This is a genomic window from Thermococcus waiotapuensis, assembly GCF_055384795.1.
The window spans coordinates 1168126-1187378 of sequence record NZ_AP042429.1; the positions used below are offsets into that span (position 1 = coordinate 1168126).

A 19253-nucleotide genomic window follows, 5' to 3' on the forward strand; every position below is an offset into this window, starting at 1 on the left:
TTCTTTTTTTCCTCTGCTTTTGGGCAACAAAAGGGCAGAGTAAAAAGGAGGGGTGAGTAAAATTGGCGAACCTCAGGAAGTTCCTGGTAAGAAGGCTGCTGACCTTCATCCCCACGATAATCGGCGTCACTCTTATAGTATTCCTGATAGCCTACGTCATCCCGGCCGACCCCGCGAGGGCCTGGGCCGGGGGTGAAAAGGCAACTCCCCAGGCCATCCAGAAGATAAAGGAGCAGTACCACATGAACGACCCCTGGTATGAGCAGTACTGGTTCCTCATAAGCGGCCTCGCGCAGAACAAGATAGTTGACCCCAGGACATCCAACTACGTCTTCGATGACGTTGGAAAGAGGTTCCCGGTGACTTTTGAGCTGACGCTGGTGGCGTTCTTCTTCATCCTGATAATCGGCCTTCCCCTGGGCATACTGGCCGCTCTCAAGAGAAACACGTGGGTCGATACCGTTGTCAGGATTTTCGCACTCACGGGCGTCTCCATGCCCATATTCTGGCTGGGTTACCTTCTGATGTACGTCTTCTTCGTAAAATGGCGTGTCATAACCCTTGCCGGCTTCCCGGCACCGCCCGCGCACACGATAACCCACGTGCCGATGATAGACGCTCTCCTCACCGGGGACTTCAAAACCTTCGGCCAGCACATAAACAGGCTGTGGCTTCCGGGCTTTGTGCTCGGCTTTACCGGCTCAGGCGTCCTGGCCAGGTTCGTCAGGAACTCCTTCCTCGAGGCCTTAAGCAGCGACTACGTCGCCTTCCTCAAGGCGAAGGGGGTTCCAAAGCTCAGGATATACAGGCACGCACTCAAGAACGCGCTGGTTCCCATAGTTACGGTCCTCGGCCTCCAGTTCGGCGGACTGCTCGGAGGGGCTCCGATCACGGAGAGGGTCTTTGGGTTGCCTGGAATGGGTTCCTACGTGCTCGACGCCATAAGCAACCTGGACTTCCCGGCGGTGGTGGCAATAACGTTCATCTTTGCGCTAATTTTCGTCACCACGAACCTGATCGTCGACATACTGTACGCTGTCATAGACCCGAGGGTGAGGTACTGAGGTGGTGATAAAATGAGTCAGGAAGAGTACAGAAGGGGAATCCTCGATAGAATCGCGGACGGGCTTGTTGAGGCCTTGGGGTCATTCGTCAGCCTGTTCAAGAAGGACTGGAAGAAGAAAAACCGCTCCAAGCTGGAAGAATGGAAGCTCATGCTCTACGCCTTCAACAGATCCCCACCCGGCCTCATAGGCCTTGCCTTCATCCTCCTGTTCGTGTTCCTCGGGCTGTTCGGCCCGAGTATAGCCCCCTGGAGTTACCGCTACTTCCCGGCCCTTGAGAACATGACGACGTACCTGGCTCCCCCGGGCTCTCAGGCTTATCTGCCCTTTACTGACAAGACCATAAGCTACCCCCTGGGAGCGGACGACTACGGAAGGGATCTGCTGAGCCTCCTGCTCTACGGGGCAAGGACGTCCTTCGTAATCTCGATAATCGTCATCGTCCTCGGAGTACCCCTCGGCATAATACTCGGACTCATAGCCGGCTACTACGGCGGAAAGGTCGACGAGCTCATAATGCGCATAACCGACATGTTCCTCGCGTTCCCGGCGCTCATACTGGCCATAGCCTTCTCGGCAGTTCTGCCCGACAGGCTGCAGTCCTTCATCTCAAACCACGCGACTTTTGAGAAGGTGTTCCTCTGGATATTCGCGCTGGAGCGCCAGGAAGCGGGAAACCTGGGCAAGCTACTCGCCGTCATCCTGGCCATGGTGATAGTCTGGTGGCCTGCCTACGCGAGGATCACCAGGGGCTCGACGCTGACGGAGAGGGAGAACCTGTACGTTGAAGCGGCCAGGGCCATAGGGCTAAGCTCGAGGACGATAATGTTCAGGCACATCCTCCCGAACATACTCGGCCCGATCCTTGTCTACATCACCCTCGACTTCGGCGGCGTCATCCTCATGGAAGCTGGCCTGAGCTTCCTCGGCCTCGGCGCAACACCGCCGATAGCGGACTGGGGAAGGATAGTCTACGACGGCTCCCGGCACTTCCCGGAGAAGTGGTGGCTGGTGACCTACCCGGGCCTCATGATCCTGTTAGTCGCACTCGGCTGGAACCTGCTCGGAGACGCCTTGAGGGACATCCTCGACCCCAAGATGAGGAGGAGCATCGAGTTCAAAGTGAAGAAGACAGAGAAAGCCGAGGGGGGTGAGGAGAATGCCTGAACCGATCCTTGAAGTCCGCGACCTCACGGTCCACTTCTACACCTACGCCGGGATAGTGAAGGCCATAGAAAAGGTTTCCTTCGACGTATACCGCGGTGAGACCTTCGCACTCGTCGGAGAAACCGGCTGCGGAAAGAGTGTAACTTCAAGGGCATTAACCCAGCTCATCGAGAGCCCGGGTAGGATAGTCGAGGGAAGGGTCCTCTACCACAGGGAGGACGGCTCCACGGTTGACCTCCTAAAGCTCAACGAGGAGGAGATAAGGGAGATCAGGGGAAAGGAGATAGCCTACATCTTCCAGGATCCCCACGCCTCCCTGGATCCTCTCTACACCGTTGGCTACCAGATCGCGGAGGCAATGGTGGTTCACAGGACCGTGAAGGACTGGAAGGAGGGCCTTAGGAAGGCCGTTGATATACTCAAGCGCGTCCTGATCCCTGACCCGGAGAACAGGGTTAACAATTACCCGCACGAGATGAGCGGGGGAATGAAACAGCGCGTTGTTATAGGGGCAGGCGTCTCGAACGACCCCAGGATCCTGATAGCCGACGAGCCTACAACAGCCTTAGACGTTACAGTCCAGGCGCAGATCCTCGACCTCATGAACAAGCTCAAGGAGGAGTACAACACGACGGTGATACTCATCACCCACAACATGGGTGTAGTGGCGGAGATGGCCGACCGCGTCGCGGTCATGTACGCGGGCAAAATCGTCGAAATAGGCTCAGTCGACCAGATCTTCAAGAACCCCCTGCACCCCTACACAAAAGGCCTTCTGAAGGCTGTCCCCAACCCGCTCGGTAAAATAGACAGACTGGAAGCCATCCCCGGAACAGTGCCGAACCTTATAACGCCGCCCAGCGGCTGTCGCTTCCACCCGAGGTGCCCCTTCGCAACGGAGGTCTGCAGAAAGGAAGTCCCCGAACTTAAGGAGGTAGAGCCGGGCCACTCCGTGGCCTGTCACCTGTACTGAGGTGATGAAAATGGCAGAACCGCTCCTCAAGGTTGAGAACCTGAAGAAGCACTTCCCTGTCAGGGGGCTTTTCCGCACCGTAGGCTACGTTAAAGCCATCGATGGAGTGAGCTTCGAGATAAACAGGGGAGAGACCTTCGGCCTGGTCGGCGAGAGTGGTTGCGGAAAGACCACAGTTGGAAGAACGATACTCAGGCTCATAGAACCTACCGACGGAAAGATAATCTTCGACGGGAAGGACGTGATGGAGCTAAAGGGCAACGAGATGAGGGCCTTCCGCAGGAGGGCCCAGATAATGTTCCAGGACCCCTACTCCTCCCTCAACCCGAGGCAGACCGTCTTCGAGATCATCATGGAGCCAGTCCGCTTCCACGGCATCCCGGTTGATGACCCCGAAGAGTTCGTAATAGACATCCTCGAGAGCGTGGGACTGAACGAGATGCACCTCTACCGCTATCCCCACGAGTTCTCCGGGGGCCAGAGACAGCGTATAGCCCTGGCAAGGCTCCTTGCAATCAAACCGGAGTTCATAGTCCTCGACGAGCCCACTTCCTCCCTGGACGTTTCGGTTCAGGCCAACATACTCAACATGCTGAAAGACCTCCAAGAAAAGTACGGCTTCACCTACCTCTTCATCTCCCACGACCTCGGGGTCGTTAAGTACATGAGCCACAGGATGGGCGTAATGTACCTCGGAAAGCTCGTTGAAGTGGGGCCGGCCGACAGGATCTTCGAGAACCCGCTTCATCCTTACACCCAGATGCTCCTCTCCGCGATCCCTGTCCCGGATCCGGAGCTCTCGAGGGAGCTGAAGAAGAAGCGCATGAAGATAGAGGGCGAACCCCCCAGTCCGATAAACCCACCCGCAGGCTGTCGCTTCCACCCGAGGTGCCCCTTCGCCAAGGACGTCTGCAAAAAGGAAGAGCCGCCGCTCGTCGAGGTCGAGAAGGACCATTACGTCGCCTGCTGGCTCCACGCCAGGGCGTGATTCCTTTTATTTATTGCCATCGATGAGCTCCCGGAGTGCCCTTCTAAAACCCCCGTCCACACGGTATAGCTCTCGATAAACACTATCCTTAGGCTCGTCTTCGACTTCCAGCTCAAAAATGCCCCACCCAACAGGCTTTAACTCAACGTTTTCCAGATCGGAGGGTTTCCTTATCCCGAGAACGTGCTCGATTATGGAGAGCGCCAGGAGGGCCTCCCTGTTCTGCCTGGCCATCTCCTCGTCCTTCTCCAGGTGCCTGAGGTAGCCCGTCGGGATACCAAGGAGCCTGAAGATATTCCAGCGCCTCATGTGTTTACCCCTTTCCTGGAAGCTCCTCCCGCTCAGCTCGTAAAGGGAGAAGGCAAGCTCCTTAAGGGCATCCCCGACTTTTTCCGGGGTTACCCCGGGATTTCCCCTGACCTCCGAAACCGGCCTTATCTCCTCGCCTCTCCTTATCAGCGCGGCGCTGTGTTCCACCTTCTCGAGCCTCCCAAAGAAGTATGCATCAAGCCCGTATTTTCCCCTCCGCGTTTCGAAGATAACATAAGGAACCTCGACCCTCATCCCCATCCCCGAGGAATATGGGGATAGGCATATAAAACCACTGCCTTTAATGGGTGGGACGTGAGGGGCATGAAGGTCGATGAGCTTCCGGTCGACGAGCGCATAAAGAAAATCATCCGCGATAGGGGCATAGAGGGACTCTACCCTCCCCAGGCAGAAGCGCTGAAGAGTGGCGTTTTAGAGGGCAAAAACCTCGTCCTGGCCATCCCCACGGCGAGCGGAAAAACGCTGGTGAGCGAGATCATCATGGTGAACAAGCTTCTGAAAGAGGGGGGTAAGGCAGTCTACCTTGTCCCGCTCAAGGCCCTTGCCGAGGAGAAATACCGCGAGTTCAGGGAGTGGGAGAGCCTGGGGGTAAGGGTGGCAGTTACCACCGGGGATTACGACTCAACGGACGAGTGGCTTGGAAAATACGACATAATCGTTGCCACGGCTGAGAAGTTTGACTCCCTCCTGAGGCACTCCCCGAGGTGGATTAAGGAGGTCAAGCTCGTCGTTGCGGATGAAGTCCACCTCATAGGTTCCTACGACAGGGGGGCAACCCTGGAGATGATACTCAGCCACATGCTCGGCAGGGCCCAGATCCTCGCCTTGAGCGCGACAATAGGAAACGCTGAAGAACTCGCCGAGTGGCTCGATGCTGAACTCATAGTGAGCGACTGGCGGCCGGTTGAGCTGAGGAAAGGGGTTTTCCACCTCGGGACGCTCTTCTGGGAGGACGGGAAAATAGACCGCTATCCAGAGAACTGGGAGAGCCTGGCAGTCGATGCTGTAAAGAGGGGCAAGCAGGCTTTGGTTTTTGTCAGCACGAGGCAATCAGCCGAGAAAGAAGCCGTTTCACTCTCATCGAAAATCTCCAGGCTGCTCACCAAACCTGAGTTGAGGGAACTCGAACAGCTTATCTCCCAAATAGAGGACAACCCGACAACGGAAAAGCTAAAGATGGCACTGAAAGGCGGTGTCGCCTTCCACCATGCGGGGTTGGGCAGGGCGGAGAGAACCCTGATAGAGGACGCCTTCAGGGAAGGCATCATCAAGGTGATAACTGCGACGCCGACGCTCTCGGCGGGACTGAACCTTCCTGCCTTTCGCGTTATAATCCGCGATACCAAGAGGTACACGGACTTCGGGTGGACTGACATTCCAGTCCTCGAGATCCAGCAGATGATGGGAAGGGCCGGAAGGCCGAAGTACGACAAGGTCGGCGAGGCAATCATAGTGGCCAGAACCGAAGACCCGAAGGGGCTCCTCGGGAAGTACATCCAAGGGAAGCCTGAGAAGCTTTTCTCCATGCTCGCCAACGAGCAGGCCTTCAGGGGCCAGGTTCTCGCTTTAATAACCAACTTCGGCGTTTCAAACTTCCGCGAGCTCATAGGGTTCCTCGAAAGGACGTTCTACGCCCACCAGCGGAAGGACACTGCTTCGCTCGAATACAAGGCCAAAGACATAGTCTACTTCCTCATCGAGAACGAGTTCATCGACATTGACCTCGAAAACAACTTCATCCCCCTCCCCCTGGGAAAAAGGACTTCCCAGCTCTACATAGACCCGCTGACAGCTAAAAAGTTCAAAGACGCGTTCCCAGCGCTCGAAAAGAACCCAAATCCGTTTGGAATCTTCCAGCTCATAGCATCTACCCCCGACATGGCCACATTAAACGCCAGCAGACGTGAGATGGAGGATTACCTCGACCTCGCCTATGAACTTGAGGGGAATCTCTACATTAGCATCCCCGACTACGAGGACCCGCGCTTCCAGGGCTTCCTGGGCCAAGTGAAGACCGCCAAAGTCCTTCTCGACTGGATAAACGAGGTTCCAGAGGTCAGGATATACGAGACCTACAACATAGACCCCGGCGACCTGTACAGGATTTTGGAGTTAGCCGACTGGCTCATGTACTCCCTGGTGGAGCTTTACAGACTCTTCGAGCCGAAGGAGGACGTCCTGAATTATCTGAGCAGCCTTCACCTCCGCCTGAGGCACGGCGTCCGCGAAGAGCTCCTTGAACTTGTTACTCTCCCCAACATCGGAAGGAAGAGGGCCAGGGCTTTATATAACGCAGGCTTCAGGACGAGGGAGGACATAATGCGCGCTAAAGTGAAGGACCTGCTCGAGGTTGAAGGCATAGGAATCAAGATCGTGGAGGGCCTGTTCAAGCACCTCGGCGTCGAGATGCCCGGAGAAGCCAAGGAAGCCGAGAAAAAGGATGGACGCAAAAAGGGGGGAACCCTCGACGAGTTCCTTAAGTAGGGGCTAACTTTTTAAATCCCCCCATTTTACTCGGGCGTGGGCACATGATTATCCTCGTGACCGGAATGCCAGGTTCTGGAAAGAGCAAAATCGTAGAGGAGTTCGAGAGAAGGGGCTTTCCCAGCGTTTCTATGGGCGACATCGTGAGGGAAGAGACCGTAAAGAGGGGCCTTGAGCTAACCAAAGAGAACGTGGCCAGGGTGAGCATTCGCCTGAGACAGGAGCTCGGCCAGAACGCCATCGCAAAGTTGGCAGTGGAGAAAGTCAGGGAACTGCTGAAGGGGAGCAACGTCGTCGTCATAGACGGAGTAAGGTCCCTCGACGAGGTCGGAACCTTCAGGAGCGCCTTTCCGGGGGAGAAGATAATCATTATCGCCGTGCACACGCCGCCGAGACAGCGCTTCGAGAGGCTGAGGGGCAGGGGAAGAGAAGACGACCCCAAAACCTGGGAGGACTTCGAGGAGAGGGACTGGAAGGAGCTCAAGTTCGGAATTGGTGGCGTTATAGCCATGGCCGACTACATGATAGTCAACGACGGCCCGCAGAAGGATTATGAGAAAAAAGTGAGGGAAACCGTCGAGCTCATCCTAACATCGAATCCAGGAGGAGCATGACGTAGAAGCCGGCAAAGAAGCCGAGCGTTACGAGGGTTTCGCTCTTCTCCCTTCCGTATATCTCCGGTATCATCTCCTTTACTGTAACGTAGAGCATGGCCCCACCCGCCATTCCAAGGCCGTAGGGCAGGAGCCAGCAGAAGAGCGTGAAGAAGTATGCCCCGACGAGAACCATCACCATCTCAGCGAAACCGCTCAGGACGCCCATGGCTATCGGCTGGAGGCGCTTCTTCTGGATGGCCGCCAAAGGGAGAGAAACGACCGTTCCCTCCGGGAAGTCCTGTATGCCAATCGCTATCGTCGTGACGAGGCCGACCTCCAGGCTGTAGACGAGGGAAGTCCCAACGGCCAGTCCCTCCGGCAGGTTGTGGATTATGACGGCTATCACTAAAAGCCAGACCTTTCTGAGGCGCTCCTTCATCGACTTCGGCCCCTCGTAGCCCCTGACGAAGTGCTCGTGGGGGAGAAAGCGGTCGATGGCGTATATCAAGAGAACGCCGATCGCTATTCCAACCCCGGCGGGAAAGAAGGAACCGGCCTCCTCTATCGCCGGAAGGATGAGCGAGGTGAATGAAGCGACTATCATAACTCCGGCGGCGAAGCTCAGCGAGAAGTCAACGCCCTCCTCCGGGAGGCTTCTGGCAAAGATTGCAACCAAAGCGCCGAGGGAAGTCATCAGGGCAACGAACAGGCCAGCGTAGAAGGCCACCCACATTGTGTTACCACTTGAAAGGCTGAGTATCCAGTTAGAGAGGTTCGCGATGAAGTTCTCTAACACTGTTAGGCCACCCTAATTGCCGAGGCGGTTGGGTTTATAAGGTTTTTTCCAAGCTAAGTTCGGTGGTGGGGATGGAGCTGTTCGAGGAAGTTGAAGTTGAGGCTTACGTTTACCCGACCGAGGACATTGAAAAGGTGAAGAAAGCCATGCTTAACCTAATTCCTGACCTGGAGTTCGAGGCCTTTGACAAGGGGGACTACGTAATCCTGACCGGGAAGACGGGGAGCAGAAAAGCCCTAAGCCGGCTCTACGAGCTCTTTAGGGGGCAGGCAATACTCGACACCGCGAGGAGTTTTCTCGAAGAAGGCCACTTCGGGGAGGAAATAATAATCAGGGTTAACAAGCAGGCCGCTTACGCCGGGGTGGTCAACTTCAACGAGGAGTCCCCGTTAGGCCCGATAACCATAATAATCAGGACAAAAGACCCGCAGAGGCTCATGAAGTGGCTCGCCCCCAGAACCAAGGACGGAGTGCCGATAGAGTGAGAAACGTTTTTGTTTGCCCAAAATGTTTAAATTGCCCGTTTTTGTTCCCTTTTTATGGTGGTTCAATGAGAAAGGCAGGGCTATTGCTAACGATCGTCCTTCTGCTGGCCGTTCTCTCAGCCGGTTGCATAAACCCGGGCCCTGCGGGGGACAAGGAGACCTTGATAATTTTCCACGCGGGTTCGCTAAGTATTCCTTTCCAGCAGCTGGAGAAGGACTTCGAGGGCTATGCCAAAAAGAGCCTCAACGTTGAAGTTATCTTTCAAAGCGAGGCCAGCGGGAGCGTTGAGGCCGTCAGGAAGGTGACAGACCTCGGAAGGAAGGCCGACATAGTTGCCGTTGCCGACTACACCCTCATTCCCCAGATGCTCGTCCCGAACTACACGGACTTCTACGTGCTCTTCGCCACCAACGAGATAGTTATAGCCTTCACCGAAAAAAGCAGGTACGCCGACGAGATGGAGGCTTACCCGGAAAAATGGTATGAAATCCTTGAAAGGCCAGGGGTCACCTTCGGCTTTTCAGACCCAAACCAGGATCCCTGCGGCTACCGTTCCCTAATGGCAATAAAGCTGGCCGACCTCTACTACGGAAAGCCGATCTTTGAGGCCTTAATCGAGAAGAACACCAACGTATACGCCAGCGGTAACCACATCCATGCGCCCAGGGAAATCGAGCCAAAATCCAGTAAGGTCGTCATACGGCCGAAGGAGACTGATATAGCCAGCCTCGTCGAAAGCGGGAGCCTAGACTACGTCTTCATCTACAAGAGCGTTGCAGAGCAGCACAACCTGAGCTACGTAGCCCTGCCGGACGAGATAAACCTCAGGGACTTCAGCAAGGCTGACCACTACAGGCAGGTCAGCATAACCCTGGGCTCCACCGGGGAAACGATAGAGGCCAGTCCCATCGTTTATGGCCTCACCGTGCTCAAGGACGCCCCGAATCGGGAGCTCGCCATCGAGTTCCTCAAGTTCCTGCTTGGGGAAAACGGGAAGAAGGTTTTCAAGGAGAACCACCAGGACTTTCTTGATCAACCCGTCGCCTTCGGAAACGTTCCCGATGAGATAAGAGACATCGTCAGGGTGGAAAAATGAGGAGGGGCTACACCTTTTACCTGTTTGCAGCGCTGGGGAGCTTCCTGGTTGTCTACATAACCCTTCCGATAGCGCTAATTTTCATTGAACAGTCCGCCGATTTGGAAATGCTCTCCAGAACTATCCGGGATCCCCTCGTAGTTTCTGCGATTAAGAACTCTCTCCTAACGGCCACAGCAACGACGCTTATAGCGCTACTTCTCGGCGTCCCCCTCGGATACGTTCTGGCCAGGGCTGACTTTCGGGGAAAAAGCATAGTCCAGGCCCTCGTTGATGTGCCGGTCGTCATACCACACTCCGTGGTTGGGATAATGCTCCTGGTCACGTTCTCAAAGGCCGTTCTAGACAGCTACACCGGGATAATAGCGGCCATGCTATTCGTCTCGGCGCCTTTTACTGTGAACGCCGCCAGGGACGGTTTCCTGGCAGTCGATGAAAAGCTTGAGGCCGTTGCCAGGACACTCGGGGCATCACCCTTAAGGGCATTCTTCTCGGTTACCCTCCCAATAGCGCTCCCTTCGATAGCGAGCGGCCTTATAATGACGTGGGCGAGGGCGATAAGCGAGGTTGGTGCTATCCTTGTGGTTGCCTATTATCCAAAAACCGCCCAGGTTCTTATCCTGGAGTACTTCAACAACTACGGCCTCGGAGCTTCAAGGCCACTAGCGGTGATAATGGTGGGGCTGAGCCTTATGGTCTTCGTAATCCTTCGCTGGCTGGTGGGGAGGAGGAATGGTGGAGGATAAAAATCTTTAAGTGGGTCAACGCCCAATGACGAAAGGTGATGCTTATGATAACCTCCCTTACAATTGGGAATTTTAGAGGGATACCCAAATTAAAGCTCACCAACTTAGGTCAGATTAATGTGGTTGTGGGTAGGAACAATGCAGGAAAATCAAGCGTGATTGAAGCCCTTGCCGTCAGCATTGCGGGAGTAAACGGGGAGAATGATCTACTACAGGAGGTACTGACCAAGATATTGACCTGGAGAGGATGGTTTGGGAAGAATTCTATAACTTCTCTGTTTTACCATGACCAGCTTGTAGCAGATATTAACTTTGTTGCGGGCAACACGCTCTTTTCATTTGAGATTAGAAAACATGGGAACATAATGGATCTCCTGGATGGGGAATTCAAACTTGATGAAGATACTCTGAGACGGATTGGATTAGGAAAGTTTGCTGTAATCCCCATAACTGTGAAGGCTGGCCCTTTAAAAAAGACATACCTCGTTCTAATTAATGCGGAATTCCCAGAAGATGGTGAGTTGCTAACAATATTTTCAACCAGTGATAACGTTTATCCCATTGAGATGCCCCTAAGATTCTTGACTCCGTTTGACATAACATCACATGGATTTATCGAAAAAGTGCATTCTTGGGCATTTAAAGAGAAAAGACTCAAAAGCGCGTTCTCACTAATTAAGGAAGGTTATCCTGAGTTTCAAAACCTTAGCCCCTTGCCCGAAAACAATACATCGGTTATGTATGTAGATGTTCAGTGGGCAAAAAAGGCTGTGCCTTACTATACCATGGGGGATGGCTTCAAGACGTTAGCAGCTATGGCACTTACAGTTTCTTCCTTGAAAAATGGTTATCTCCTCATAGATTCAGCAGAGGCTTTTCACCATCCTAAGTCCCTGAGGGTTGTTGCCAAAACTCTACTTAAGGGAGCAAAGGAGAACAACGTTCAGGTATTTCTAACGACCCACAGTCTCGAGTTGATAGACATTCTCTTGGAAGAGGGCCTTAAGGAAAACATTGATGGAAGGATTATTTACATGAAACGGGAAGGAGGGAAAGTTGAGGCTTCAATTGAAACCTTTGAAGAGTCGCAGGAACTTCGGGAAACCCTTGGATTAGACTTGAGGGGATGAAATATGGAACTGAGGATTTTGCTGTTGGAAGGCAAGACGGACGTTAATTTCTTTCTCCCTCTGGTAGAGCACTTCTATGGATTCAGAGAGAATGGAGAGGCTTGCAAAACCCTGCCCTTTCCGAGAGATAGTGATCTATCAAGACCAATCTGCTTAACTAAAGGAGAAACTCTCTTAATTGTATTGCACGCAGGTGGCAAAGACAAAATCAAAAAGGCCCTTAAGGTAATTTTCAAGGCCCTAAATAGATTCGATGAACAGCCCACAATCATTGGAGTGGCTAGAGACATTGATACCGAGAAGGATATCCTAAACTGGGCCAAGAGCACTTTAGGGATGTTCGAGCCAGAGGTAGAAGATGGCTATCTTGTGGTAAAGGGGATAAAAGTCGTCCCATTTGGAATTGGGGAGGTCCTCATTGATGATAAAAACATTGAAACAAAAAAAGAACTTGAGCTTCTAGTGGCCTTTCTCGCCAAGAAAGAGAGCACCATCTCAAAGCTTGGGGGCTCAATACACAAGCTCAGTGAAGATCTGAGAAAAAAGCTCACGCCAAAAGACATTGTGCATCTATTGGCAATCGCTAAAAATTACACAGGGGACTCTCTGTCAGGATTATATAGAAACTTCATCGAGGAACTGATCAGAGAAAACCCTGAAGTTGTAGAAGAATCTCTGGATGAATCCGGTTTGAAAATGTTTCTCGATGTCCTTGCTGGGTGAGAAGATGCTTGAAGTTCAAAATATTTCAAAGGACTACAAGGAGTTCCATCTGAGGGATATAACTTTCTCGGTTAAGCGTGGGGAGTACTTCGTGCTCCTCGGCCCCAGCGGGGCAGGAAAGACGGTACTTCTGGAGGTCATAGCCGGTATACTGGAACCCGACTCGGGTAGGGTTATACTCAATGAGAAAGACGTAACAAAACTGCCGCCCGAGAGGAGGGGCCTCTCCTATGTCCCGCAGGATTATGCACTCTTTCCCAACATGAGCGTCTTCGATAACATCGCCTTTGGACTAAAGCTCAGAGGGGTTCCCAGGGATGAGAGGGAAAGGAAAGTGAGGGAGCTGGCCGGGGTTCTGGGAATTGATCACTTACTCCACAGAAACCCCCGAACCCTGAGCGGTGGAGAAAAGCAGAGGGTCGCCATAGCCAGAGCTCTGGCAGTTGAGCCTCCCCTCATCCTTCTGGACGAGCCCTTCGCCAACCTCGACGTCCAGACAAAGGGAAACCTCATCAGAGAAATGAAACGCTGGAAGAAGGAGCTGAATTTTACGGCTATACAGGTCACGCATTCCTTTGAAGAGGCAGTAAGCCTTGGCGACCGGGTTGGTGTAATGCTCAACGGAAGGCTCGTCCAGGTCGGTTCGGTAGGGGAGGTCTTTTCAAAGCCCGCCAGTGAGGAAGTTGCCAGGTTTCTCGGCTTTGAGAACATAATCGAAGGCGTTGCCGATGGGAAGGTTTTAGTGGTCAAAGGAATTAGAATAGAGCTCCCAACGGCGGTGAGAGGGAGAATCCGCGTGGGTCTCCGTCCGGAGGATATAATAATCTCCCTCAAGCCAATCCAGAGCTCTGCGAGGAACGAGCTGAAGGCAACGGTTGAGTTTGTCGAGGAGCTGGGCCCCATAGCGAGGATCTACCTCAGGGCCGGTGAGCTCAGGTTAATGGCCTACCTCACCCGCTCTTCCCTGGTCGAAATGGGCATCTGCGAGGGAAAAGAGGTATGGGCGAGTTTCAAGGCAACTGCCCTTCACGTGTTCTGACCCCGGTTGCACAGCGCAAAATGAGAAAGTGCCAAACATGAAAAGCCCGGGAAGAGGTTCTCCTGTCAGTAAAGAACCACCTCGACCTCTTCCCCTCCAAGATAGCCCTCACTGTCCTCCGGGATGAGGATGTAGCCGTTGCTCTCGACGAGCGAGCTTATTATGCCGCTACCCCTTTTCTTTACTGGTTGAGCCTTTCCATCCTCGTACCAGACTTTAACGAACTCCACCCTCCCAAGCTGGCTGGGCGTTCTCTCGGTAAGCCTCGCCCTCACCCTGACCTCGTAGTTTCTGGCACCTACAAGCTTTGCCAGGGCATGCTTTACGTAGAGGTGGAACTGGGCGAAGACTGCCGCAGGATAGCCGCTCATTACAAAGACCCTCTCGCCGTAGCCTATGGGCCTTCCCGGCTTTATGGTCGTTCCGTGGAAGAGTAGCTTAACGAAGCGGTGGGCGAAGTCCATGTCCCCGAAAGCGGAACCCCCTGTCACGAGAACGAGGTCGTTTTCCTCCCGGGCCCTCCTTATTGCCTCGCCTATGAGCTTTTCCTCGTCAGGAATAACGCCATAGAACACTGGTTCGCCAAAATATTGCTTTACAAGCCCCCGAAGCATTATCGAGTTGCTCTCAAGGATTTTTCCGCGGTTCAGGGCTTCTTCGTTGAAGTCCTCAATGAGCTCGCTTCCAGTGACGATTATCCCAACGCGGGGCTTTCTCCTCACTTTCACCGACTTAAAGCCAAGGCTCTTCAGGATTGCCAGGTCCTGAGGCCTCAGGATCTGCCCCTTCTTCAGAACGACCTGGCCCTTCCGGACATCCTCCCCTTTCATTGCCACGTTCTGGCCCGGGGCGACGGGCCTGAGAACCTTTATGATATCCCCCTCCCTTTCGGCCATCTCCTGCATTAAGACCGCGTTTGCACCCTCCGGGATCTTCACCCCGGTCAGGAGCTTCACCGCTGTTCCTGGCTCAACTCTGGCTTTGCTCTCTCCCCCGGCAGGCACCTCATCTATAACCCTGAGCTCCACCGGGCTGTATTCCCTGGCCTGGAACGTGTCCTCCGCCCTCACCGCGTACCCATCGACCGCGGCCCTGTCGAATGGGGGACTGTCGATCGGAGAGGCAACATCCTCAGCAACAACCCTTCCCAGGGCCTCATCCAGGGGGACTTCTTCAGCATCAGGTATTTCCTTTATGTCCTCAAGCATCATCCCGAGAGCCTCTCTGTACGGTGTGAGGCGCTTGAATTCCTCCATCTCACTCCCTCCCGTGCTTCAGAACGTGGCCGGCCTCGTTGAGGATGATCTTTATCCCCGTCTTGGCCGCTCCGAGGCTTCCTGGAAGACAGAACACCGCCATTACTCTCCCGGAGCTCTTTATTATCCCGGCCGTTGCCCTCGTCATCACGGCCGCCGTGCCTATTTCCCCGTAGCTGACCAGCCGGAAGATCTCCCCAAAGGAGAGCTCCTTATCGAAGAGCGGCCTGACGCTCTCCATAGTTATGTCCCTGCTGGTTATCCCCGTGCCTCCTGAAGTTACCACTACATCAGCTCCAGCGCGAAAGGCATCTACAATAGCCCCGATTATCTCCATTTTCTCATCCGGGACGATTTCGTAGAGCACCCTCTCATGGCCGGCCCTCTCGAGCTCTTCAACCAGAAACTTTCCGCTTGTGTCTTCCTTTTCCCCTCTGCTGGCGGTATCGCTGATGGTTACGACTGCAAACCTGAACTTTTTGGGGGCATTCTCCTTGTGCTCCTCGACGCCCATCCCAATCACCGTTTGAGTTTCCATTCTTTGCCTAATAACCTTTCCCCAATTAAGCACTTGTGTTTAACAAAGGAGCAGAACGGTTTTAAGACCAGGATCGAAGGTTTAGAGGGTGATGGAAATGTACATGGCCGAGTTCAAGCTCAGGTACGGGGAGATGAAATGGTACGTGAGGAGGATTATAGAGGCTTCAAGCCTTGAGGAGGCCGAGGAAAAAGCCAGACGCTACGCCGCTGGCATGAACAAGGGGGAGGTCATCTGGGAGCTGAGCTACGTGATCGAAGCCGGGAGACCCCTCATCATCGGGGACGAAGAGCTGAAAAAGATAGGGGCCTGATCTTCAGGATTTTTTTCCTATTTCGTCCGAGACGTTCGTGAGGATTATCTCCCTGACCTCATCAACGTTCTTTGTGTGTCCGAGGGCCCACATGAGCTTCACGAGCGTTGCCTCCTTCGTCATGTCTCCAGCGGGAATAACCCCGGCCTCTAAAGCCCGCCTTCCGACCTCGTACTTCATCAGGTCAACGCCGCCGTGGAGTGCCTGGGTCGTCATGACGACCGGCTTCTCGCGGGCCACCTCCGATACCGCGGAGAGCAGGTCCCTCCCCCTATAGGGGATTCCTCCGGCTCCGTAGCCCTCCAGAATTATTCCGTGGGCTTTATTCGCTACCGCGAGAAAAACTTCCGGAGATAGGCCCGGAGTGAGGCGAAGGTAGGCGACGTCGGAGTCAATCTTCGGATCGAACCCGGGTTCTCCCCTGGATAGCCTCGGCCGGTGCCTGATTACAAGCTCCTCCCCCTTAACGTAGGCCACATCGGGGTAGTTTATGCTCTGGAAGGCGTTTGGGCCGGTGGAATGAACCTTCGAAACCCTTGTCCCAAGCATAATTTTGCCCATAAAGGCAACGTAGACTCCCGGGAACCCCTTCTTCGCAAAGGTGAGGGCCGTTTTTATGTTCCCCGGCGCATCGCTTCCCTGTTCAGTTATCGGGAGCATGGAGCCGGTAAGAACCACCGGAACCGGGGGGTTCCTTATCATGAAGCTCAAAGCCGAGGAAGTATAAGCGAGAGTGTCTGTCCCGTGGGTGATTATTATCCCGTCGTACTCACCGAAGGCCCCGAAGACGGCCTTACCTATCGTTTCCCAGTCCTCGGGCTGGAGGAGCGTGCTGTCCAGGTTGAGGATGTCCCTGCTCTCTATCTCAAAGCCGTCGTGTCTTTCAATACCAGCCAAATCCAGGACCTCCTCGACGCTGAGTGCCGCTTTGTAGCCGTCTTCTGTCTTCGCGCTCGCTATCGTGCCCCCTGTTCCGAGTATGAGAATTTTCAAAACCCCCACCCCGCGGAAATAGCCGGGGGCCTTTTTAGTCTTTTCGACAAAAAAATTGGAGAAGAGGGAAGAATTTTTTGAACAAGCGTCAGTTTTTGTCCCTGATCCAGAACATCATGACAAAAGCGAGAAGGTTCATCACCGCCGCGTAGAGGAAGGAGTAAGTCAGGGAGTAGCTCTGCCAGAGCCAGCCTGCTATCACGGAGGCCGGGAAGACGAAGATCCCGAAGACCGTGTGGTAAGCCCCTATAACAGTGCCCTTCTCGAAGTCCTTTGCGAGGTCAGCCATGTACGCCCTTGGAGCAGTGTCCTCAATAGCTATGGAGACACCATAGAGGAGGAACGCTAAGACAAGGGTTCCAGGTCCCCGGGCGTAGGCAAAAGCCAGCGATGCTAACGCAGAAATCAGAAAGCCGACTGTGATGAGCCTCTTCTTGCCCACCCTGTCCGAGTAGACCCCAATCGGGTAAGCAGAGAGGGCGTACATGAGGTTGAAGAGCGCGTAGAAGGCCATCTCACCTTCGAGGGAGTAGCCAAGCTCCCCGGCCTTCCAGAGGGTGAAGGCGTAGCTGTACCTCCCGAGGGCGCCCACAGCTATCACCAGGAGGAACAGGCGCAGGTTCCGGCTTTTCAGCGCCGAGACTCCTGATATCTTTTTTCTGACCTCCTGTCCCCCCTCTTTGAGGAGGAAGAGGATGAGGAAGAGAGAGAGAAGACCCGGAATGGTAGTGGCCAGGAAGAGGTAGCGGTAGGCCCTCTCGATTTCAATCCCGCGCATGAGGTAGAGCAGTCCTATGCCGGCCAGGGGACCGGCCACTGCTCCTAAGGTGTCCATCATCCTGTGGAAGCCGAAGGACTTCCCGGTCTTCCCCTCCTCGGAAGACTCCGCTATGAGGGCATCCCTGGGGGCCGTTCTGATCCCCTTCCCCACGCGGTCGAGAACCCTCAAGCTTAGGAAGTCCCACCAGTACCTTGTAAACGCCAGGGCACCCTTTGCGAAGGTCGAGAGGGCATAGCCGGCAAATATGAAGACCTTTCTATTCCTGAACCTGTCGCTGATGTAACCAAAGGCTACCTTGAACAGTGAGCTAAGGCTCTCTATGGCACCCATCAGGGTTCCGCCCAGGAGCTCACCGGTTCTCAGAACATCGGTCAGGTACTTCGGGATCACAGGATTTATCATCTCGCTGCTCATGTCGTTGAGGAAGCTTACCAGGCCGAGAACGAAGACGTTCCAGCTGATTCCGAAGATTTTCTTACCTTTCTGGCCCATTTTCACTCCCCCAGCACCTCGTTGCAGAGCTCTTTAACCATCTCCCCAGTAGAAGAATGTATTGATGGGCTCGGAGGGTGTTCACGTCATCATCCGTGAGCCATCAGCTTGCTTGCTAATCCTCATCGCCCATCCTATTTTCCGGCCTGGTTTTTAAAGCTAGCCTTAAAAGGTTCCTTTTTCAACGAAGGCCGGGGATAACCATGAAGGCCCCAGAGCTGGGAATAAGAATCGGCCTCCATGAGCACGGGGAGAGAAACTCTATAGCAGACCTGGGCGTTATGGTCGGCCACACAACCCTCATCGAGGGCGAAAACATTAGGACCGGCGTCACAGTCCTTTTACCGCCCGTGAAAAACCCCTATCGGGAGAGGCTTTTTGCCTCCACCTTCGTCATGAACGGCTTTTCCAAGCCGATAGGCTTCGTTCAGGTCAATGAGATCGGCTATATCGAAACGCCCATCGCTCTAACCAACACGCTGAGCGTTTACACGGTTGCAAACGCTATGGTCAAACACATGATCGAGCTTAACCCGGATTTAAAGAGTGTCTCGCCCGTTGTCATGGAGTGCAACGACTCCTACCTCAACGACATTCGTAAGATGGCCGTCCGTGAGGAGCACTACTTCGAGGCCGTTAAGAGCGCCAAACTCGACTTCGAAGAAGGCTCCGTTGGAGCAGGAACCGGAATGAGTGCCTTTGAGTTCAAGGGAGGCATAGGCTCATCATCAAGGATCGTTGAGATCGACGGGGAAGAATACACGGTCGCTTCCCTCATCCTGGCGAACTTCGGGGGGAGAGAAGACTTGACCCTCGCCGGCGTCCCGGTTGGTCTCCACTTGAAGGACTCTCCTGGGAGAGGCACCTCCGGAAAGGGTAGCATCTCCATGGTAGTTGCTACGGATGCGCCCCTTACGGCGAGGCAGTTGAAGAGGCTCGCAAAGAGGGCTGTCGTTGGCTTAGCGAGAACCGGAGGCTATGCCTATCACGGAAGCGGTGACATTGTTCTGGCTTTCTCTACAGCCCAGACGGTTCCAATGGGGAAGGAGCCCGAACTCGTGAGCTTCCTACCGGATAACTCCCTCAGCGGGCTCTTCAGAGCTACCGCCGAGGCAACGGAAGAGGCGATAATCAACGCCCTCCTGCAGGCGAAAACAGTTGAAGGCAACGGACACGTAAGATATGCGCTGCCCGTGGAGAAGGTTCTCGAAATTTTGGAGAAGCACGGGATGATTGAGCGTGCGTAGATTCGTTCGAATTCT

At 54.2% G+C, this 19253-nt stretch carries 20 protein-coding genes; 14 read left to right on the plus strand and 6 right to left on the minus strand.

Going from position 1 to position 19253, the window contains the following annotated elements; all coding sequences use genetic code 11:
- Positions 1-62 precede the first annotated feature (62 nt).
- From ACZ47M_RS06510 to ACZ47M_RS06525, 4 genes are read left to right on the plus strand one after another with little or no spacing between them, the layout of a single operon-like run.
- Positions 63-1064 carry an ABC transporter permease gene (locus tag ACZ47M_RS06510; RefSeq protein ID WP_315343342.1) on the plus strand — a complete coding sequence of 334 codons (1002 nt, stop codon included), beginning with the start codon at positions 63-65 and terminating at the stop codon, positions 1062-1064.
- A gap of 12 nt (positions 1065-1076) precedes the next feature.
- A complete protein-coding gene (locus ACZ47M_RS06515; RefSeq protein ID WP_315343339.1) occupies positions 1077-2231 on the plus strand; it encodes an ABC transporter permease in 1155 nt (384 codons plus the stop codon).
- Positions 2224-3204, plus strand: coding sequence for an ABC transporter ATP-binding protein (locus ACZ47M_RS06520; protein ID WP_315343336.1), 981 nt, complete (start codon positions 2224-2226; stop codon positions 3202-3204). Before ACZ47M_RS06515 ends, ACZ47M_RS06520 begins: the two co-directional genes overlap by 8 nt.
- A gap of 10 nt (positions 3205-3214) precedes the next feature.
- The gene (locus ACZ47M_RS06525; RefSeq protein WP_315343506.1) at positions 3215-4192 is read left to right on the plus strand and encodes an ABC transporter ATP-binding protein; all 978 of its coding nucleotides are present in this window, start codon (positions 3215-3217) and stop codon (positions 4190-4192) included.
- Between the two features lie 6 nt (positions 4193-4198).
- Here ACZ47M_RS06525 and ACZ47M_RS06530 read toward each other — a convergent pair whose 3' ends face one another.
- On the minus strand, positions 4199-4762 hold the full coding sequence (locus ACZ47M_RS06530) for a hypothetical protein (protein WP_464883385.1): 564 nt from the start codon (positions 4760-4762) through the stop codon (positions 4199-4201).
- A gap of 63 nt (positions 4763-4825) precedes the next feature.
- On the opposite strand from ACZ47M_RS06530, the gene ACZ47M_RS06535 reads away from it, so the two are divergent.
- Together ACZ47M_RS06535 and ACZ47M_RS06540 are read left to right on the plus strand one after the other, a co-directional pair.
- Positions 4826-7006, plus strand: coding sequence for an ATP-dependent DNA helicase (locus ACZ47M_RS06535; protein WP_315343602.1), 2181 nt, complete (start codon positions 4826-4828; stop codon positions 7004-7006).
- Between the two features lie 44 nt (positions 7007-7050).
- Positions 7051-7620 (plus strand): dephospho-CoA kinase, encoded by a 570-nt coding sequence (locus tag ACZ47M_RS06540; protein ID WP_315343595.1) that lies wholly within the window; start codon positions 7051-7053, stop codon positions 7618-7620.
- Here ACZ47M_RS06540 and ACZ47M_RS06545 read toward each other — a convergent pair.
- Positions 7589-8398 carry a ZIP family metal transporter gene (locus ACZ47M_RS06545; protein ID WP_315343594.1) on the minus strand — a complete coding sequence of 270 codons (810 nt, stop codon included), beginning with the start codon at positions 8396-8398 and terminating at the stop codon, positions 7589-7591. The genes ACZ47M_RS06540 and ACZ47M_RS06545 overlap by 32 nt on opposite strands.
- A gap of 71 nt (positions 8399-8469) precedes the next feature.
- On the opposite strand from ACZ47M_RS06545, the gene ACZ47M_RS06550 reads away from it, so the two are divergent.
- The 6 genes from ACZ47M_RS06550 (at position 8470) to wtpC (ending at position 13618) form a co-directional block, all read left to right on the plus strand.
- On the plus strand, positions 8470-8883 hold the full coding sequence (locus ACZ47M_RS06550) for an RNA-binding domain-containing protein (RefSeq protein WP_315343599.1): 414 nt from the start codon (positions 8470-8472) through the stop codon (positions 8881-8883).
- 65 nt (positions 8884-8948) lie between these two features.
- The gene (gene wtpA / locus ACZ47M_RS06555) at positions 8949-9980 is read left to right on the plus strand and encodes a tungstate ABC transporter substrate-binding protein WtpA (protein WP_315343591.1); all 1032 of its coding nucleotides are present in this window, start codon (positions 8949-8951) and stop codon (positions 9978-9980) included.
- A complete protein-coding gene (wtpB, locus tag ACZ47M_RS06560; RefSeq protein ID WP_315343589.1) occupies positions 9977-10726 on the plus strand; it encodes a tungstate ABC transporter permease WtpB in 750 nt (249 codons plus the stop codon). Before wtpA ends, wtpB begins: the two co-directional genes overlap by 4 nt.
- Positions 10727-10764: 38 nt before the next feature.
- Positions 10765-11856 (plus strand): AAA family ATPase, encoded by a 1092-nt coding sequence (locus tag ACZ47M_RS06565; RefSeq protein ID WP_315343596.1) that lies wholly within the window; start codon positions 10765-10767, stop codon positions 11854-11856.
- A gap of 3 nt (positions 11857-11859) precedes the next feature.
- On the plus strand, positions 11860-12579 hold the full coding sequence (locus ACZ47M_RS06570) for a DUF3226 domain-containing protein (RefSeq protein WP_315343586.1): 720 nt from the start codon (positions 11860-11862) through the stop codon (positions 12577-12579).
- Positions 12580-12583: 4 nt separating this feature from the next.
- Positions 12584-13618 carry a tungstate ABC transporter ATP-binding protein WtpC gene (gene wtpC, locus ACZ47M_RS06575; protein WP_315343584.1) on the plus strand — a complete coding sequence of 345 codons (1035 nt, stop codon included), beginning with the start codon at positions 12584-12586 and terminating at the stop codon, positions 13616-13618.
- Positions 13619-13683: 65 nt separating this feature from the next.
- Here wtpC and ACZ47M_RS06580 read toward each other — a convergent pair whose 3' ends face one another.
- Positions 13684-14874, minus strand: coding sequence for a molybdopterin molybdotransferase MoeA (locus ACZ47M_RS06580; protein ID WP_315343583.1), 1191 nt, complete (start codon positions 14872-14874; stop codon positions 13684-13686).
- Between the two features lies 1 nt (position 14875).
- A complete protein-coding gene (locus tag ACZ47M_RS06585) occupies positions 14876-15388 on the minus strand; it encodes a MogA/MoaB family molybdenum cofactor biosynthesis protein (protein ID WP_464883412.1) in 513 nt (170 codons plus the stop codon).
- A 121-nt stretch (positions 15389-15509) separates the two neighbouring features.
- Between ACZ47M_RS06585 and ACZ47M_RS06590 the strand changes: the two genes are divergently transcribed.
- Positions 15510-15725, plus strand: coding sequence for a hypothetical protein (locus ACZ47M_RS06590; protein ID WP_010478654.1), 216 nt, complete (start codon positions 15510-15512; stop codon positions 15723-15725).
- Positions 15726-15728: 3 nt separating this feature from the next.
- On the opposite strand, the gene ACZ47M_RS06595 is transcribed toward ACZ47M_RS06590, so the two are convergent.
- Both ACZ47M_RS06595 and ACZ47M_RS06600 read right to left on the minus strand, forming a co-directional pair.
- Positions 15729-16718 carry an asparaginase gene (locus ACZ47M_RS06595; RefSeq protein ID WP_315342601.1) on the minus strand — a complete coding sequence of 330 codons (990 nt, stop codon included), beginning with the start codon at positions 16716-16718 and terminating at the stop codon, positions 15729-15731.
- An 88-nt stretch (positions 16719-16806) separates the two neighbouring features.
- Positions 16807-17991, minus strand: a complete 1185-nt coding sequence (locus ACZ47M_RS06600) for an MFS transporter (protein ID WP_315342600.1) — start codon at positions 17989-17991, stop codon at positions 16807-16809.
- A gap of 203 nt (positions 17992-18194) precedes the next feature.
- Here ACZ47M_RS06600 and ACZ47M_RS06605 point away from each other — a divergent pair, with 203 nt between their 5' ends.
- Positions 18195-19238, plus strand: a complete 1044-nt coding sequence (locus ACZ47M_RS06605; RefSeq protein WP_315342599.1) for a DmpA family aminopeptidase — start codon at positions 18195-18197, stop codon at positions 19236-19238.
- The last annotated feature ends 15 nt before the right edge of the window (positions 19239-19253 follow it).

Coding starts and splice junctions, on each gene's coding strand:
- ACZ47M_RS06550 (WP_315343599.1), top strand. CDS start 8,470: ATGGAGCTGTTCGAGGAAGTTGAAGTTGAGGCTTACGTTTACCCGACC.
- ACZ47M_RS06565 (WP_315343596.1), top strand. CDS start 10,765: ATGCTTATGATAACCTCCCTTACAATTGGGAATTTTAGAGGGATACCC.
- ACZ47M_RS06605 (WP_315342599.1), top strand. CDS start 18,195: ATGAAGGCCCCAGAGCTGGGAATAAGAATCGGCCTCCATGAGCACGGG.
- ACZ47M_RS06570 (WP_315343586.1), top strand. CDS start 11,860: ATGGAACTGAGGATTTTGCTGTTGGAAGGCAAGACGGACGTTAATTTC.
- wtpC (WP_315343584.1), top strand. CDS start 12,584: ATGCTTGAAGTTCAAAATATTTCAAAGGACTACAAGGAGTTCCATCTG.
- ACZ47M_RS06540 (WP_315343595.1), top strand. CDS start 7,051: ATGATTATCCTCGTGACCGGAATGCCAGGTTCTGGAAAGAGCAAAATC.
- wtpB (WP_315343589.1), top strand. CDS start 9,977: ATGAGGAGGGGCTACACCTTTTACCTGTTTGCAGCGCTGGGGAGCTTC.
- ACZ47M_RS06590 (WP_010478654.1), top strand. CDS start 15,510: ATGTACATGGCCGAGTTCAAGCTCAGGTACGGGGAGATGAAATGGTAC.
- ACZ47M_RS06520 (WP_315343336.1), top strand. CDS start 2,224: ATGCCTGAACCGATCCTTGAAGTCCGCGACCTCACGGTCCACTTCTAC.
- ACZ47M_RS06515 (WP_315343339.1), top strand. CDS start 1,077: ATGAGTCAGGAAGAGTACAGAAGGGGAATCCTCGATAGAATCGCGGAC.
- ACZ47M_RS06530 (WP_464883385.1), bottom strand. CDS start 4,762: ATGGGGATGAGGGTCGAGGTTCCTTATGTTATCTTCGAAACGCGGAGG.
- ACZ47M_RS06600 (WP_315342600.1), bottom strand. CDS start 17,991: ATGGGCCAGAAAGGTAAGAAAATCTTCGGAATCAGCTGGAACGTCTTC.
- ACZ47M_RS06580 (WP_315343583.1), bottom strand. CDS start 14,874: ATGGAGGAATTCAAGCGCCTCACACCGTACAGAGAGGCTCTCGGGATG.
- ACZ47M_RS06535 (WP_315343602.1), top strand. CDS start 4,826: ATGAAGGTCGATGAGCTTCCGGTCGACGAGCGCATAAAGAAAATCATC.
- ACZ47M_RS06525 (WP_315343506.1), top strand. CDS start 3,215: ATGGCAGAACCGCTCCTCAAGGTTGAGAACCTGAAGAAGCACTTCCCT.
- wtpA (WP_315343591.1), top strand. CDS start 8,949: ATGAGAAAGGCAGGGCTATTGCTAACGATCGTCCTTCTGCTGGCCGTT.
- ACZ47M_RS06585 (WP_464883412.1), bottom strand. CDS start 15,388: ATGGGCGTCGAGGAGCACAAGGAGAATGCCCCCAAAAAGTTCAGGTTT.